The organism is Leifsonia sp. 71-9 (assembly GCF_001898805.1).
Taxonomy (GTDB): domain Bacteria; phylum Actinomycetota; class Actinomycetes; order Actinomycetales; family Microbacteriaceae; genus Leifsonia.
In genome coordinates, this window is the sequence record NZ_MKVJ01000019.1 from 35531 (window position 1) to 53403 (window position 17873).

At 72.7% G+C, this 17873-nt stretch carries 8 protein-coding genes; all 8 read right to left on the reverse strand.

Annotation, left to right across the window (positions count from 1 at the left end):
* Positions 1–966, reverse strand: a complete 966-nt coding sequence (locus BGO91_RS14275; RefSeq protein ID WP_290473403.1) for a MoxR family ATPase — start codon at positions 964–966, stop codon at positions 1–3.
* A 55-nt stretch (positions 967–1021) separates the two neighbouring features.
* Positions 1022–7045 (reverse strand): Ig-like domain-containing protein, encoded by a 6024-nt coding sequence (locus BGO91_RS14280; protein WP_290473404.1) that lies wholly within the window; start codon positions 7043–7045, stop codon positions 1022–1024.
* Entirely contained in the window at positions 7042–8178 is a 1137-nt protein-coding gene (locus BGO91_RS14285; RefSeq protein WP_290473405.1) for a serine/threonine-protein kinase, read from the reverse strand. The genes BGO91_RS14280 and BGO91_RS14285 overlap by 4 nt, the downstream gene beginning before the upstream one ends.
* 136 nt (positions 8179–8314) lie before the next feature.
* On the reverse strand, positions 8315–12283 hold the full coding sequence (gene eccCa / locus BGO91_RS14290; protein ID WP_290473406.1) for a type VII secretion protein EccCa: 3969 nt from the start codon (positions 12281–12283) through the stop codon (positions 8315–8317).
* Complete coding sequence (locus BGO91_RS14295) at positions 12280–13566, reverse strand: RDD family protein (RefSeq protein WP_290473407.1); 1287 nt, start codon at positions 13564–13566, stop codon at positions 12280–12282. Before BGO91_RS14295 ends, eccCa begins: the two co-directional genes overlap by 4 nt.
* Entirely contained in the window at positions 13566–14942 is a 1377-nt protein-coding gene (locus BGO91_RS14300; RefSeq protein ID WP_290473408.1) for a hypothetical protein, read from the reverse strand. Before BGO91_RS14300 ends, BGO91_RS14295 begins: the two co-directional genes overlap by 1 nt.
* A gap of 75 nt (positions 14943–15017) precedes the next feature.
* On the reverse strand, positions 15018–16349 hold the full coding sequence (locus tag BGO91_RS14305) for a hypothetical protein (RefSeq protein ID WP_290473409.1): 1332 nt from the start codon (positions 16347–16349) through the stop codon (positions 15018–15020).
* Positions 16346–17608: a S8 family serine peptidase gene (locus BGO91_RS14310; RefSeq protein WP_290473410.1), complete on the reverse strand. Its 1263-nt coding sequence runs from the start codon at positions 17606–17608 to the stop codon at positions 16346–16348. The genes BGO91_RS14305 and BGO91_RS14310 overlap by 4 nt, the downstream gene beginning before the upstream one ends.
* Positions 17609–17873: the final 265 nt, after the last annotated feature.

A 17873-nucleotide genomic window follows, 5' to 3' on the forward strand; every position in this document is an offset into this window, starting at 1 on the left:
TCAGGCCGCTCCGTTCTCCACGGGCGCCTCGACGTCCAGCAGGATCTGCCCGATCACGGCGTCGGGCGTCACGCCGTCGAACTCCGCGTCGGGGTTGAGGACGAGGCGGTGCGCGAGCACGGGCAGCGCGAGGTCGCGCACGTCGTCGGGGGTGACGAAGCTGCGTCCGTGGGCGACGGCCCAGGTGGCGGCGAGGCGGGCCAGGGCGAGGCCGCCGCGCACGCTGACGCCGAGCTTGACCTCGCTCGCCCGGCGGGTGGCCGCGATCAGCCGCATGATGTAGTCGAGCACCAGCGGGCTGCTGTAGACCCCGGCGACCAGGTCGGACATCGTCACGATCAGCTGGGCGTCGACGATCTCGGGCACCTCGCGGCGCGGGTGCATCGCGCCCTGCAGGATCCGCAGGGTCGACGCATCGTCGGGGTAGCCGATGGAGGCGCGGATCATGAAGCGGTCGAGCTGCGCCTCCGGCAGCCGGTAGGTGCCCGCCTGCTCCACCGGGTTCTGCGTCGCGATCACCACGAACGGGACGCCGACCGGGCGGGTGACGCCGTCGACGGTGACGCGGCCCTCCTCCATCACCTCGAGCAGCGCCGACTGGGTCTTCGGGCTGGCGCGGTTGATCTCGTCGGCCAGGACCACGTTGGCGAAGATCGGGCCGGTGTGGAACTCGAACTCGCCGCGCTTCTGGTCGTAGACCGTGATGCCGGTCACGTCGCCGGGCAGCAGGTCCGGGGTGAACTGGATGCGCGTCGACGTGCCGCGGATGGTCTGGCCGAGGGCGCGGGCGAGCGCCGTCTTGCCGGTGCCGGGGACGTCCTCGAGGAGGATGTGGCCCTCGCTCAGCAGGGTCGCGAACACGAGCTCGACGATGTGGCGCTTGCCGAGCACCGCCTGCTCGACGTTCTCCACGAGCTGGGCGAAGGTCGACTGGAACCAGGCGGTCTGTTCGGGGGTGATGGTCATGCGTCTTCCTCGGTCGTCGGTCGCGGTCGTGGCGGTCTCGATGTCATGGCGTCGCTCATCCGCCCGTCCCGCCGGTGCCGCCGGCACCTGGGTCGGGGTTGGTCGGCGCTGCGACGCCGCAGCGGGTCAGGGTCCGTTCGCCGAGCGCCTGGTACGCGCCGGTGAAGGTGATCTTGTAGCTCACGGTCCGGGTCGCGGGGTCGATCGAGACGTCGGTCGTGTACGCCCCCGCCGACTTGACCGCGCCCGAGAACACGATGTCGTCCTTCGTCGGTGCGACCGTGCAGTCCGTCGGCACGTTGACGGTGACCGTCGTCGGGATGGTCGTCGGCGTCACAGGCGCGTTCGCCCCGCACGAACTGGTGCTGTCGAGGAAGCAGTAGCTGTAGGTGATCTGGCCCGGATCGCTGTCCTTCGACAGCGCGAAGTCGTGGGTGAGATTGCCGTTGATCCGGTAGTAGACGCCGAACAGCGACCGCGGCGGCACGTTCGGCGCCGTCACGCTGAGGAACTCGTATCCGCTGGTGAAGGCGCCGGAGGTGATGGTGCGCGACGGGTCGACGCCGACCGTGTAGGTGACGCCGGGGCCGCCGGGCGAGATCGTGAAGGTGTACGCCGACTGCGTGCCGGTGGCGACCGCGCCGAAACCGTTCGCGGCGCACGCCTGCCCGAAGTACCTGGTGTACTCCTGCAGTCCGCCGAAGTTGTTCGAGGCCTGTCCTCCGGGCATCACCGGGTTGCCGTTGCCGTCCATCGAGCACGACGGCTGCGGCGCCCCCTCCCGCCACACCGCGTAGAGCACGTTGACGCCCTTGGCGCTGTGGTTCGGGTCCACCCCGACGTCCTTCAGCTGCAGCGCCGTGTTCGACGACGCGACGAGCGATCCGTTGGACGTGACGATCGGCGCACCCGACACCTGCACGGACTGCGCCCACGCCGAACCGGTGTTGCCCGATCCGAGCGGCGGCTGGAACTGGCTGACGGGGATGACGGAGATGTTCCGTGATCCCGGGGAGGCCGTCCCCGTCCACGTGGTCGTCGCACCGGTGCGCGGCACCTGGGCGACGGGGTTGCCGTCGATGCTGATCTGGAACCCGCTGGTGTCGTCGCTCGACTGGATCGAGAGCGAGATCACGCCCAGCGTCGCCGTCGTGCGCGCCGGGTCGTAGACGGTGCCGCTGCTGCCGCCGCTGATGACCGGGGGCTGGTACGCCCAGGTGACCACCGGCGTCGTGTCGAGCGACTCGCCCACGGCGTTGACCGCCCGCGCGGTGAAGGTGTGGCGCTGCCCGTTCACGAGACCGCCGACGGTGCAGGAGTAGGTGCCCGCCGCGCCGGCGGAGCAGCTCGACGGCACCTGCTGGCCGTTCTCGTAGATCGCGACGCCGCGCAGCCCGGGGTGCGCGAGGGCAGCCTCGCCGAGCGTGACGAGGAGCGTCACGCTCGATCCGGTGAAGCCCGTGGTCGTCACGGAGCTGGGCTGCGCCGGATAGCCCTGGACGTCGAGGGTGAGGGTGCCGCCGCCGGTGCGGCCCTGCGCGTCGGCGACGGTGTACGGGACGATGCAGCTGCCGCCGGCCGGCTTCGGTCCGCCCGGCCAGGTGGCGGTGATCGCGCTGGTCCCGGAGGCGGAGATCGACGCGACCGCGCAGGTCGTCTGCCCGAGGCCCACGAGCTTGAGGCCGGAGCCCTGCTTGCCCTGGAACGGGTCGTACTCCCCCGCCACGCCGATGACCGTGACGGAGCAGGACGGTCCGCCGCTCACCGAGCACGACTGGGTGAAGGTGGCGGCGCGCGGGGCGTCCGGCGGCGCCGCTCCCACGACGAGCGTGACGTTGGCGGTGAGGCCGCCGAACGAGGTCACCTTGACGGTGACGTTCTCGCGGGCGCCGGGGTGCGCATCCGCCCTCGCCGTCGCGGTCAGCGTGCGCCCGGACTGGGTGACGGCGAAGTTGGTCCCCGAATACACGATCGCGTAGTCGAGCGCGCCCTGGTCGCCGACGCGGCCGCCCTCCCAGCTGGTCAGGTCGGCGTACAGGTCGATGGTCTGGGAGGCGCCCGGAGCGACCGTACGGCTGACCGAGTTGAGCTGGGCCTGCGGGCTCTTGGGCTGGATGACGACCGGCACCGGCAGGGCGGTCCAGGTGCTCTGCCCGGCCAGGCGCACCTGTACCGTGCAGGTGTCGGTCCACGGCGCCTCGCGGCCGGCCGCGTATGTTGCGCTGGAACCGCCGCCGGGCGTGCACCGGGCGTTCGCGCGCTGGACGGCGAACGAGTTGTCGTCGCGCACCTGCAGGGCATCCCCGGAGACCAGGTCGACGGCCTCCTTCAGCGGGATGGATACCGACTGCTCCTCTCCGACCTTGTAGGCGGTGAGCCCGCCCGCGAGCTGCAGGCGCATGTCGTCGAACGCGGGGATGCGCAGGAAGCCGTAGCCGACCGACTTGCGGCCGGTCTGGTCGATCCCGGTCAGCGCGAAGGGCACGAGCGCGCCGTCGCGAGGGACCGGCCCGCTGATCCGGTGCCCCGTCACGGTGTACGACGACGCCGACGGCCCCCAGATCGAGAGCGTGAGGTCGGAGATGCTGCCGGAGCTCCACACGGTCTTGCCCGCGACCACGTCGATCCCCGTCGCGAGCTCGCTGCGGTCGCGGGTGCCGACCACGGTGTCCGTCACGACGGGCACGTCGGTCGCGGCCTCCGCCGTCACGGTCACGACGATGAGACCCTGCGCGGTGCTGGAGGTCGCCGAGGACTTCACGGTGTAGATGTACGACTGCACACCCTCCACGTCGCCCGGGAGCAGGCGGACCGTCCCCGACTTCAGGTCGGTGCCGGAGGCGATCAGGCCCTTCAGGCGGTTGTACTCGCTGGAGCCGGGGAGCTCGGGCGCGTTGGGCACGACGGAGACGAGGCTGAGCATGCCGCCCGCCGGGTCGCGGTCGTTCAGGAGCGGCTGCACCGTGAGCGGCGTGGTCGAGCCCTTCACCGTGCGCACCGCGTCGCTGTAGGTGATCGGCGCGACGTCGGCGTCCGCGCTGCCGAGGACGGCGATGCGGATGACCCCGTCTCCGGTGGCGCCCGCCGGATCGCGCAGGGTGTAGCCGAACGACACCTGGCCGCCGCTGACGCCGCCGCCGGGCGCCGTGTAGACGATCGATCGGCCGTCCGGCCCGATGGTCGCGGCGCCCGACCCGGCCTTCGGCTGGGCGAGCGACGAGAGCACCGTGGCGTCGCCGTCCGGGTCCTGGCCGGCCGAGGGAACGGCGAGGGTGACGGTCCCGCCGGCGCGGACGCGGGCGGTCAGGGTCGACGGCTCCGGCGCGCGGTTGGCGCCGTCGGCGATGACGGTGACCGTGATCTCCGTCGAGTCGAGGCGGCTCGGGTCCGATTCGACGTAGTCCGAGTAGTGGAGCGTGTAGACGCCCGCCTTGGTCGGCGCGAGGTAGCGCACGGTGTCGCCGGCGGCGAAGACGAGCTCGCCCGGGGCCCCCGAGCCCTCGATCTGCGAGGAGAGCACGAGGCGCTCACCGCGCGGCGCGATGTCGTTGGCGGTGACCGGGATGTCGACCTGCGTGCCCGCCCGCACCGTCACGGCGTCGGGGCGCGCGATCGGTCCGATGCCGGTCGCCGGGTCGACGAGGAAGACCGTGATCTCGCCCTGGACGGTCTGCCCGGCGCCGTCGCCGATCGTCACCGTGGCGGTGCCGATGCGTCCGGGCCTGCCGTCCGCCGTGGTGCCGCTGACGCGGACCTGGGCGTTGTCGACGACGCTCGCCGACAGGCGGTCCTCGTCCGCCGTGACCGACTGGACGGCGAGGACGCGGCCCGACGTGTTCTGGACGGCCGGGAGCACGTCGAGCGTCGTGTCCTCCTGCGCGCGGGCGAAGGCGACGAGCGGCGGGATGGTGAGCGCCCGGCCTCCCGCCACCACGCTGAAGCGGAGCACGCCGGTCTGCTCGGCCTTGGTCTGCGCGTCCTGCACGGTGTAGCCGACGAAGTACTCGCCCGCGGCCTTCGCCGTGAGCTGGATGGTGCCGGCCGCGCCGTTCGGCGTCACCGTCGCGTAGTCCTTGTCGCCGGTGGTGATGACCGCGTCGGTGAGCCGGTACGAGCCGGAGCCGCCCTCGACGTGGTCCGCGATCGCCTCCGTGCGCGGCTCGCCGACGCCGGTGACGACGGCGGCGGGCACCGTGGTGAGCGCCGGATCGGCCGCGACCGAGACGACGAGCTCCTTCGTCGTCTGGGCGCCGCGCGCATCCACCACCGTCACGGTCACCGCGTAGGTGCCCGCGCCGGCGTTCGGGTCGGTGTGGCGGACGGCGACCCGGCCGTCCGCGGTCGCGACGACGCGGATCGGGGCGGCGGCGTCCGTCTTGCGGGCATCGGCCAGGGCGATCGGATCGCCGTCCGGATCCACCCACGCGGAGAGCACCGGGACCGAGACGGTGCCGCCCGGCGCGAGCGACACGGTCGGCCAGGTCTGCATGCAGTTGTCGATGCCGCACCAGGCCGGGGCGCTGTTGTCCGCGTCCGCCACGACGTGCAGCGTGACGGTCGCCGGCTGGGACTGCATGAGTCCGTCGGTCACCACGTAGCTGAACGTCGCGGTGCCGCTCTGCGCGCGCACGTGGATCGCGAGCTGCTGGTCGTCGGCCGTCAGCGACAGGTCGCCGAAGCCCGGATCGCTGAGGCCGCCCCCGAGCGAGTCGGGCACGATCGAGAGCACGGCGCGCTTCACGGGCGAGTGCGCGTTGAGGAGCACGGGGAGGATGGCGGTCGCGCCCGCGCGCACGCCGAAACTCGACGGCTGCGCCACCGGCGGCATCTCCTGGGTGACCTCCTCGACCTGCGTCGTGGTCTCGGTCTCCTGGGTCTTCTTCTCGTCGTCGGCGTTCCACTGGGACGGCGGGATGAGCGTTCCGTCCGGGATGGTCCAGAGCGTCCCCGACTCGGTCTCGTCGAGCACGGCGCGCTGGCCGTTGCTCAGGATCTGGGGCGCGAGCGAGCGGGCGTCCTCGAGCGTGCCCTGGGGCACCTCCAGCGTCGTGGTGCCCCCGGTGGACGACCAGAGGCGCCCGGCGGTGGTGGAGAGCCACGCGCCGTAGACGGTGCCCGCCACCTCGGTCGGCGCGGCGGGAGTGCCGGATGCGTCGACGGTGCGGCCGGACTGACCGCTGCGCACCTGCACGGCCACGAGCCCGGAGCCGTCGGCGAAGTAGGCGGCGGCGCCGTCGGAGGTGCTCCCGGCGATCGCGTCGCTGCCGAGGCGCACGTCGACCGCGGCATCGCGTCCGGCGATCCACGCCTTGCTCTGCGCGGGCGCGGCGAGCACCCAGGTGCCGCCCGCGAGCGCGAGCGCGACCTTGGCCGAGGCCGGCGGCGAGGAGGCGAGCTTCGCGGCGTCGCCCGTCCAGGTGCCGCGCGCGGCGTCGTAGACGCGCACCGCGCGCTCCTTCGCCGAGTACAGGGCGACCGTGCCGTCCGCCCCCACGGCGACGGCCGTCGCGACGTAGCCCTCGGCGCCCTTCGTGGTGCGCTCCTGCTGCAGCGGGTCGATCGGGACCGGCTTGCCGGCGGATCCCTGCGCGGAGAGCTGTTGCACGTACACCGTGCCCGCGTCGGTGAGGTACGCGGCCCAGTCGCCGTTCGAGAGCACCTGCCGGGTGCCGCTCGGGGTGGAGGCGCCGGTCGAGCCGCCCGACGACGATCCCGAGGCCCCGGACGAGGACGCGGCCTCGGCCGTCGACCCCTCGACGAGCGCCTTCGGGTCGGCCGGATCGACCTCCCACGCCTGGCGGAAGCCCTGCGTGAAGACGATGCCCTGGGAGCCGTGCTGCACGACGCCGCTCGGATCCTCCGCATCCCGCACCGTGCTGAGCTGCTTGAGGTCGGTGTCGACGCGCGCGTACTGGCCGGAGGCCTTCGTCACCCAGACGGAGCTCTCGACGGCCTCCGACTTCTGGGTGTCGTACCCCTGCGCGATGACGGCGCCCGTCACCACGAGCGCGATGGCGGCGACGACCGCGGTCACGGCGGTGGCGCGGCCGAAGCGGCGACGAGGTGCCCGCTGCTTCACAGCACCCCGCCCGCGATCAGGGCGACGCCCACGCCGACGACGGCGACGACCGCCACCCCGGCGCCGATGAGGGCGGGGACGATCGGGTTGCCGGCCCAGCGGCGCTCGCGCACGACGAGGCCGTCGCGGTCGCGCTTGGCCTCCGCCGCGGCCTCGGCCTGCTTGGCCTCGCGCTGCGCACGCCGCGAGTCGGGGTTGACGGTGGAGACGACGGGGCCGCGGCGGTCGCGGTCGTCGAGGTCGATCAGGCCGGCGGCGCGCGCCCACTCGGGCGAGGCGACCTCGATCGCCGTCGGCGGGATGCCGAGCTCGTACTGCACCCAGCGCAGCTCCTCGGCGAACGCCTGCGCGGAGGCGAAGCGGCGGGCCGGATCCTTCGACAGCGCGGTCCGCAGCGCCTCCTCCAAGCGCGGCGGCACGTCGTCGCGGCCGGTCGGCGTGTAGACGGCCTTCAGGATGCGGCCGGTCATCAGGTCGCGCGTGTTCGCCTGGCGGCGGTCCGACTCGAACGGGCTGCGCCCGGTGAGCAGGGTGTAGACGGTGGCCGCGAGGCTCCACACCTCGCTCGCGATCGTGCCGTTCGTGGTCTCCTGCAGGACTTCCGGCGCCGACCACGGGACCGACATCGCGACGTCGCCGTCCTCGTCGTCCGCGGCGGCGATGCCGAAGTCGGCGAGCACGGCCGAGCCGAGCGCCGTGATGAGGATGTTGGAGGGCTTGATGTCGCGGTGCAGCAGGCCGGCGCGGTGCACGGTCTCGACGGCGCCCGCGATCCGCACACCGGTCTCGAGCACGGTCGTCAGCGCGAGGGAGTCGCGTCGGAGCCGCGCGCTCATCGTGTCGGGGCAGTACTCCATCACGAAGAACGGGCGGCCGTCCGACGAGATGCTCGCGAGGTGCACGGTGACGATCGCGGGATGCGCGCTCAGCCGGGCGAGGATGTCCGCCTCGGCGTTGAACGCCCGCAGGGTGTCGTCGTTCACCGCCTCCGCGGCCAGCACCTTCACCGCGACCACACGGCGCGGGAGGTCCTGCTCGTACAGGAAGACGTCGGCGAAGCCGCCGGATCCGAGCGGTCGGATGACGGCGTACCCGGGCAGCACGGGCGGGGAGGCGATGGCTCGTCTGCTCACGCCTCGGCCCTCCGCTCGTTACGACCGGGCATCACGGTCCTCTCCCCCGACGAACCGGATCGTGCGGCCCCGGTCTGGTCACAGGGCCACCGGAACCCCGGCGTCCTCACCAGCCTATTCGATTCCATCCGCCGGATCATCGCCCCGTTCGGGTCGCAGGGAGGGCGAGCTGGGCGGAGAACAGACCGCGCTCGCGGCTGACGACCTGAGCGCGTCCCGGCACCGACGGGATGGGCTTCACCCGGTCGATCAGGGCGCCCTCCTCCGGGTTGCCGCCGAGGATGATGCCGGTCACGCCGAGGTCGGTGAACCCCTGGATGATCGGGTCGTACGCCTGACGGCTCGCACCGCCGGTGCGCCGCGTGATGATGACGTGGAGGCCGACGTCGGCCGCCTGGGCGAGCAGCGGGCGAAGCGCCGCCACCGGGTTGCCCTGGCTGGTCGCGACGAGGTCGTAGTCGTCCACGATCACGAAGCCCTCCGCGCCCTTCCACCACGAACGGTCGCGCAGCTGCTCGGTCGTCACGTCCTGGCCCGGGAGGCGGCCGGAGAAGAACTGGGCGAGCTCGCCCACGCCCGACATCGCCTGGTCGTGCGACGTGATGTACGCGCCGAGGTACTCGCTCGGGATCTCGCCCAGCAGGGCGCGCCGGTAGTCGATCGCGAAGATCTTGGCCTGCTCCGGGGTGTAGAGCCGGCCGATCTCCTGCACGATGCCGCGCAGGAACGAGGACTTGCCCATCCCGGAGTCGCCGTAGAGGTAGAGGTGCGACTCGGCGGCCAGGTCGATGCCGAAGGGGGCGAGCTGGGCCTCGTCGACACCGAGGAGCAGCCGGCGGTCGCCCGCGGGCGCCTGGGCGCGCACCTCGTCGAGCGAGATGTCCTCCGGCAGGAGCCGCAGCTTCGGGCCCGCCGGTCCGCGCCAGGCGTTCGAGACGCGGTCGACGAGGTCGTCGACGCCGTCGACGAGGCGCGACGCGTCTCCCGAGCCGTCGATGCGCGGCAGGGCGCCGAGCATGTGCAGCTTGCTCGGCGCGAGACCGCGGCCGGGGGCGTCGGCGGGGACGTTCGCGGCGGCCTTGCGGTCGATCTCGGAGTCGCTCGCGTCGCCCTGGCGCAGCTCCACGCGGGTCTGCAGGAGGTCCTTCAGGCTCGAGCGGATCTCGAGCCACCGGTTCGTGGTGACGACGAGGTGCACGCCGAAGCTGAGTCCGCGCGCCGCGATGGCCTGGATGCGCGGTTCGAGCGCCTCGTACTCGGTCCGCAGCGTCGACCAGCTGTCCACCACGAGGAACACGTCGCCCCAGCCGTCGTCGACCAGGCCCTCGGCGCGGCGCTGCCGGTAGGTGTCGATCGAGTCGATGCCGTGCTGGCGGAAGTACAGCTCGCGGGCATCCAGGATCGACTCCACCTCGGCGACCGTGCGGCGCACGGACTCCTCCTCGGTGCGGGTCGCGACGCCGGCGACATGCGGCAGCCGCTGCATGCCGACGAAGCTGCCGCCGCCGAAGTCGAGCACGTAGAACTGCAGCTCGAGCGGCGTTCCGGTGAGAGCGAGGGACGCCACCAGCGTCCTGACGAGCGTGGACTTGCCGCTGAGCGGTCCGCCGACGATCGCCACGTGACCGCCCGCGCCGCCGAGGGAGACGACGAGCTGCTCGCGCCGCTGCTCCAGCGGCACATCGACGACGCCCAGCGGGACGGTGAGCGAACCCGCCGCGCGCCACGACGGCGACACGAGCCCGAGGGCCGGGTCGACCGCGAGGTCGGGCATGAGCCGGTCGAGCGGTTCGGGATCGCGCAGCGGCGGCAACCAGACCTGGTGCGCCGCGGGACCGCGGCCGCTCATCCGCTCGACCGCGATCTGGAACGTGCTGCGCTCCTCCACCGGCTCGACGGCGGTCGTCACGATCGGAGCGTCGGTGGACTCCGGCAGTTCGAGCGGCTGCGCGGCCGCCGTGAAGAGGGCGACGTCCGCGGCGGTCGCCGTCACGGGGCCGTCGCCGCCGCCGGCACGGCGGCGCGTCTTCGGCGGACCCGAGACGTAGGCCGCGCGGAACTGCGTCATCGACTCGGTGTCGGCCTTGAGGTAGCCGACGCCCGGCTCCTGCGGGAGCGTGTACGCGTCCGGGACGCCGAGGACCGTGCGCGACTCGGCCGCGGAGAACGTGCGCAGACCGATCCGGTACGAGAGGTAGGTGTCGAGGCCGCGGAGCTTGCCCTCCTCCAACCGCTGCGAGGCGAGCAGGAGGTGGATCTGGAGCGAGCGGCCCACGCGGCCGATGCTCACGAAGCTCTCGACGAACTCCGGCTTCGCGGCGAGCAGCTCCGAGAACTCGTCCGCCACGATCAGGAGCGCGGGGAGCGGCTCGAGGTCGGTGCGGCCGTTGCGGCGCGCCTTCTCGTAGTCCGACACGTTCGCGAAGTTGCCGGCGGCGCGCAGCAGTTCCTGCCGCCGCACGACCTCGCCCTGCAGCGCGTCCTGGAACCGGTCGACGAGGGCGAGCTCGCTGCCGAGGTTGGTGATGATGGCCGACACGTGGGGCATCCCCGCCATCCCGGCGAAGGTCGCGCCGCCCTTGAAGTCGACGAGCACGAAATTGAGCTGCTCGGGAGAGTGGGTCAGGGCGAGCGCGAGCACCAGGGTGCGGAGCACCTCGGACTTGCCGGAACCGGTGGCGCCGATGAGCACACCGTGCGGTCCCATGCCCTGCTGCGCGGCCTCCTTGAGGTCGAGCACCAGGGTGGCGCCGTCGGTGTCCTGTCCGATCGGGACGCGCAGGCGGTCGCGCTCCAGGCGCCCCGCCCAGGCGCGGTCGAGGTCGACCTCGCGCACGTCCGGGAGGCCGAGCAGCTCGACGAGCTCCAGCTGCGCCCGGGTGGTGCCGCCGTCGGTGGCGGCGACCGGCCCGGCGTAGAGGGGCAGGAGCCGGCGTGCGGTGGCTTCCGCCTCGACCACCGAGACGGTGTCCGGGGTGAACACGCGCGTGTCGGACTGGAGGTCGATGGCCTCGGCCCGGTCGGCGGGCGCGGCCGGGTCGCCGGGCAGCGCGAGCCGGAGCACGTCCGTGTCCTCCAGGGCGCCCCAGCGGGTCGGCAGCTCGATGACGGTCACCCCGGCGACGCCGTCGCCGCCCACGAGCGGATCGCCCGCCGGCACGCGTGCGCCGTCGACCACGAGGATGACGTGCGGAGCGGCCTTCGCCCCCGGCGAGAACCGCGGGCGCTCGCGCAGTTCGGCGGGCAGCATCCTGGCGAGCTCGTCGATGGAGGAGGAGATCGCGCGCGCCGGGCCGAGCCGGTCCTCCACGCGGACGGACTGGACGTGCGGGAGCCACTTGGCCCACTCCCACTGCGAGAGCTGGCCGTCGCCCGCGAGCACCGCGATGCGCACGTCGTCGGGCGACTGCATCGTGGCGATCCCGAGCAGCATCGAGCGGGCGAGGGATCGCACGGCGTTCTCGTCGCCGCCGGTGATCTCCACCCGCGAGTAGTCGGTGAGCGGCACGGCCAGCGGCAGGCGCGGCTGCACCTCGTGCGTCAGCATGAAGCGGTGCGCGGCGGAGGCCGCGACCGGGTCGAGCTGCGCGAGCGGCGGCAGCTCGGGGGCCTCCAGCGTCACGCACAGCGGCTGGTCCGAGACGCCGATGCGGGCGAGCAGGAAGTCCTCGTCGGAGGCGATCCGCTCCCACACGCGCGTGCGGTCCTCGGTGATGAACGGGAGCGCCGACGGGGCCGGGTTCACCCAGTTGCCGTACCGGCGCTGCTGACGGGCCGCCGTGCGGACGGTGTCGCGCAGCTCGGAGAGGTACGCCAGGTACTCCCGCCGGCTCCCGAGCACCTGCGACGTGCGCTGCGACCGCTGACGCCAGCCGTTCACGGCCACGAAGCCGAGGGAGGAGAGCAGGAACATGCCGCCGGTGATGAAGCCGGTCGGGCCGGCGTTCGAGATGGTGACCATCACGATCGCGCCGATGCTGCCGAGCATGGGCAGCAGCGACGTGATGAGGCCGCCGCTCTCGCTCGGGACGAGCTCGGGTGGAGCCTGCACGACGATCTTGCCGCCGGGGACGCGCGGGGGTGCGAGCCGGGGACCAGCGCTCATGACGCACCTCCGAGAAGTCTGCTGATGGTGAAGACGCGGTTGCCGAGCTGCACGCGGACGCCGTCCTCGACGAGGGTCCGCACGCCGGGCTCCAGGCGCCGGGAGGCTCCGGTCTCGTCGAGGAGCTCGGTGCCGTTGGTCGATCCGCCGTCCGTGATCCACGTGCCCGAGAATGAGTGCTCGAGGCGCGCGTGCGTCTTGGACACCGTGTGCTCGGGGTCGCGGACGACGACGAGACGATCGCCGGGATCGGTTCCCGCGGGGGCACGGCCGAGGTTGACCGCCACCGGGACGGGCAGCTGCTCCCGCTGCCCCGTGTCGAAGATCAGGAGGAGCTCGCCGCCGGTCTCGCCGCCGACGACGCCTCCTGCCGCCTCCACCGGCACGGGGCCGGGTGCACCCGGTGTGCCGGTCCCCGTTCCCGTCCCGGTGCCCGTGTCTGCGGACCGGCCGGTGTCGCCGACGACACCGCGCACGTCGCGGGACGGGATGACCTGGGGCGGTGCGAGGACGGGCGCGGACGGCGCCGCAGGGGCGGCCGGCGGCGCCGGAGCGATGGTCGGCGCGGCGCCGGGGAGCACCGTCACCTGCTCGGAGAGATCGAAGGAGACGCCTCCGGGCAGTGGAGGCGCGACGATCGACGGCGCGGCCGGGGCAGCGGACTCCGTTGCGACGCGGCGCGGGACGGCGACCACGACGGTGCCCGCGGCGCGGTCCGCCCAGGAGCGGCGTTTCGCACCCCGGTCCCAGGCCGACGATGCTTCGACGATCCACGCGCCGACCCCCAGGGCGAGCGAGCCCGCGCCGACGAGGAAGGAGCGCACGAACGCGCGACCCAGTCCCGGGGAGAACGGGGCGTCGCTGCGCGAGACGCGCAGGCGCAGGAGGGCGTTCCCGAGGCCGAGGCCGGTGCGCGCCTGCAGGACGAGCAGCCCGGCGGCGAGCTCGACGACGGCGAGGGCGGTCAGGACGGCGGAGCGGGTCAGCGCGGCGACGACGACGGCGACGACGGCGACCGCGACGACATCGATCGTGAAGGCCGCGAGTCGAGCGCCGACGGCTGCCGGGTTGCCGGCGAACTCCGGGCCGAGCGGGGACGCGTCACGGGCGACGACGCGAGATGCCGTGGGGAGCGCGCCCACGGCCGGCACGTCTCCCGTGGCAGGTGCGCCTGCCGGGGCGGGCGCGGACGGGCGGCGGTCCTGCGGCACGCCGCAGGACGGGCAGCGGGCGGTCCCGTCGGGAAGCGTCTGCCCGCAGTTCCAGCACGAGACAGCGCTCATCACGCCATCACCCCTCTCATCAGGTCGATGACGCCGGCGGCGACGAGGCCGGCCGGAAGCGCGAAGACCACGCACAGCGCCTCGACGAGATCGGCGAGGCGGGACCAGAACAGCGAGCTCGCCCCGCGGCCGACCGCGACGAGCACGGCCGAGGTCGCGATCCCGATCAGGAGCAGACCGGCCGCGGCGACGCTAAGGCCGAGCGCGCCGGACGCGAGCATCGCCGCGACGACGACGGAGAGCACGACCACGGCGGCCGAGGCGCGGGGAACCCAGCGCAGCAGCCGCACCGACGAGCGGCGGGCGCCGAGCACGAGGGCGAGGGAGGCGGTCGCGGCCAGGACGAGCTGGCCCCAGAACCGCAGCGGATCGGCCGGCTGGAGCGGGATGAGCGCCACCGGGGCGGAGATCGCCGCCATCCCGGCGATCTGGACCGTCGCCGTCCGCAGGCGTGCCGTCGACTGGCCCGCGATGCGACGCGCACCGGTCAGGGTGACGGGTTCCCCCGGCTCGGGCACGCGCTCGCGCACGGCCCAGCGGGTCGACTGATAGCGCTGGTAGTCGATGAACATCCCGGGCGGCACGTCGAGGAGCATCGTCGGGAGGGCGCGCAGCGCGACGGGCGCGGCGCCGAGGGTGATCGCCGCGGCGCCCTGCGCGGGCATCCCGAGCAGCAGAGCCAGGGCCCAGATCGCCCCGAGGATGAGCAGCACGACGGCGGCGGCGCCCGCGGAGTCCCTTACCTGCTCGGAGGAGGCCACGAGGGCGATGACGGCGGCGAGCACCGCGGCCGCCGCGAGGCCGGTGAGGACCACGAGCGGGATGCTGTGAGCCGAGGCCGGGATGGCCGCGGCACCGGCCGCGAACGCGAGTGCGAGCGGTCCGAGTGCGGCGGCGGGGGAAGCGGTCGTGGTCGCCTTCGGGTCGGCGAGGTCGTCCCGCGTGCGCACGGACCAGGTGATCCCGACGATCAGGGCGGCGACCCCGAGCCCGACGGCGCCGCCGATCCGGATGCCGGCCGGGAGGGAGTCCGCACCCCCGAGCACGAGTGCGCTGACCAGCACGCCGACGGCGCCGAGAATCCACCAGGCGACCGTCTCGGTCGTGACGGCGGCGCCGGAGGCGGTAGCGCTGCGTCTGCCCGGCTGCGGGCGGTCACGGAGGTCGACCACCGAGAGGAGCGCGCCGTCGTCGAGGCGCCACGCGGGCTGGTCGATGGCGACCTCGCGTCCCGTGCGCTCCACGAGGACCTGCTGTCCGGCCTGCAGGCGGAGGCCGATCCCGTCGAGCGCCGTCTCGAGCAGCGTGCCCGCGGGGACGACGATCTCGTGCACGCGTGCACCGTCGACGATCGCGAGACGACGCCGCTCGGTCACGCCCGTCGGCACGGTTCAGTCGAGATCGTGTTCACGCCCGCATCCTTCAGCACCTGGTCGGTCGACGTCCGCGGCTCAGCCGCGGCCGCCGGGACCGGCCGACGCCGACCGGGGTCCGCGCTCCTGGTCCTCGTCGATCTTTGGAGCGATGGGACCGCCGAGCCCGCGGCCCTGCCGCTTCTCGTCCGATCGGCCCGCCCCGCCCGCGCCGCCCATCATGCCCGCGCCGGCACCACCGCGCGCGGCGGCCCCTTCGCCTGCCGCTCCGGCAGCGCCCGAGCCCGAACCGGATCCGAGCAGTCCGCCGGTTCCGGCGCGTCCCGCGCCCGCGAGCGAGCCGGAGCGCGCCGCAGCGGACTCCGCCGCACCGCTCAGACCGCCGAGCTTGCCGCCCGCGCCACCGGCGCCGAGCGAGCCCACCTTGGCGTTGAGACCCGAGCCGAGCATCGATCCACCGCGCGCGGCGACGAGCTTCGCCCCGCCGAGCGCGAGCGCCCCGCCCGCACCGGCCGCCAGGCCAGGAGTCGAGCCGAGACCGCCGCCGTTGCCGCCGCCGAGACCGCTGCCGCTGCCACCCGAACCCAACCCGGGCGTCGTCGAACCGCCCGAGATCGGACCGTCCGGCGTGATGGAGCCGTCGATGCCGGTACCCGGCGTCACGCCGGTCCCGGTGTGCCCGCCACCGGTCGAACCGCCGGTGTGCGGGAAGCTGATGACGCCGCCGGTGTCGACCTGCGAGAGCGGCTCGATGTGCGCGCCGGGGTAGGTGCTGAAGGAGCCGCCGGCGGGGATGCCGCCGCGGGGGCCGCCACCAGTGCTGTCGCGCGATGTCGACGAGCTCGAAGACGTCCCGTCCTTGTCGCGATTGTTCTCGGGCGCCGGGACTCGGGCCGGGGGCTCCGGTGCCATGTCGTCCATCACCTCGCCGATGCGCTGGACCGCCTCTCGCGCGTGGCTCTCGCGGTTCGCAGCGAGAAAGTTGTTGACGATCCCCACTGCGCCGGCCCCGGCCACGATCGACAGCGGACCGAAGGTGAAAAGTGCGCCGCTCACCGCGGACTGGAGGATGTTCGCCTCGGTGCCCGACAGCGATGCAGGGGCCTTCTGATCGAGAGAGTTGATCTCGTGGTGGGCCAGATCACGCCGTCGCTCGTTTGCGTGCTCGACCGCGTTCTGGACGGATTCGAGAGACGCGCTCACGTTGGCGGCCCTGGTCGACACGCTCGACAGCGCCGTAGTCGCCGCCTCATCGGCCTGCCCCTGGAGTCCGCTCTGGCTCGCCGCCTTATCCAACGCCGACTTCAGATCGTCGAACTGCTGCCTGATCCGGTCCGCTGCTGGCAGCTGGACATCCGTCGCCGTCGTGGAAAGCGCGCGAAGGCGTGTCTCCCAGGTTCCGTTGCTCATGCGATACCCCCTGTTGTCTTCTTTTTGCGTCGGCCGCCGAGGACGACCACCACCACGATCACACCCGCGACGACGAGCACACCGACCACGATCCCCACGATAAGCGGGACAGAAACCCCGCCGCCGCTCTGCGGCTGAACCGCCGCCCCGGGTGTCGCCGACGGGGCAGCCGTCGCCGCCGTGCCCGCATCCGCGATCTGCTTCGCCGTCGGCTCACCCGAGGCCTTGTCCAGCAGCGGATTCTTGTCCGGATACTGCGACGGGTCCACCGCCAAGAGATGAGTAAGTGAGACCGGCCCGTAGCCGAACCCGCCCGTCTCGTCCCGCGCGAGCGGGTGATCCTCCGGCGTCGTGTTGTGAATCAGCGACTGGATCAACTGGTTCGCCGTCGCCTTCGGATACTTCTGCTTCGCAACCGCCAACATGCCCGCGACGATAGGAGTCGCGAGAGAAGCGCCCGACGTCGAGGTCGCAGTCCAGCTGCCGGCTTCGACGTCGCCGATTCCTGCAAGCCCCTCGCCTGCAGCGACAACAGTCACCTCGTCGACGATGTTGGGGACGCTCGGATTGTTCTCCGATGGCTGGATTGCGCCTGTGCTGGTGACCGAGTTCACGGCGACCACCCCGTTCGAGGCTGCCGGAAAAGCGGTGTTCTGGCTGGGATCGTTGTTGGTCGAGCCGACGACGACGACCCCATGCGCAATCGCCTTCGCAAGCTCCGTGACGTCGCCCGAGGTAAGCGAATCCCAGGCGACGGAGGTGGTGACGATGCTGTTCCCATCGGCGACGGCCGCATGAAGCGCCTGACCGAAGTCGCTCAGATCACGTCCGTCGACGACCTCCGTGGAGCATTTCTGTCCGTCGCCAAGACCATAGAAGGTGACGTCGGCCTTCGGGGAGATGCCTTTCACCGCGCTCGGACCTTGCCCGTTGCCGATGAGCTGCGAGGTGATGTTCGTGCCGTGCCGGGAGTTACTGGTCACCGTCGTCGTGGTCACCGGCGACGCACAAGACATGGCGTCGGAGACGGTCAACGACGTTCCCTGGAACACGGGGAGGTCCGGATTGATCTGTCTGTCGATCACCGCGACCTTCACCCCCTTGCCCGTCCACCCCTCGGACTGGACCTGGCCGACCTTGTAGAAGTCGTACCACCAGCTCGACCCGGTATCGGCCATCGCCGAAACCGCAGGAACCGTCGCCAACGCCACAGCGAGCACGCCCGCGAACATGCCCCGCAGGGCTCCCCTCGACTTCATCGCACCCCATCCTGCAACCGTCGCGCACACCGCGCATCCGTGCGGCCACTGCCTTTCGGGTCTCGCAGCGTCGGCGCCGGCGGCATCCCCCGAGACTCCACCCACAAGTATCACGGATGGTTCGTCTACCGCCAATCATGGAGCGGACCAACCGGGCTCAATCGAGGACGAGCGCGCGGACGCTTCCGAAAGACCGCCCGGACGGCACGATCGCAATCGGCCACCGAGGGCGGCCGGAATAGGGTGCGGGCACGGTGGTGGGAGC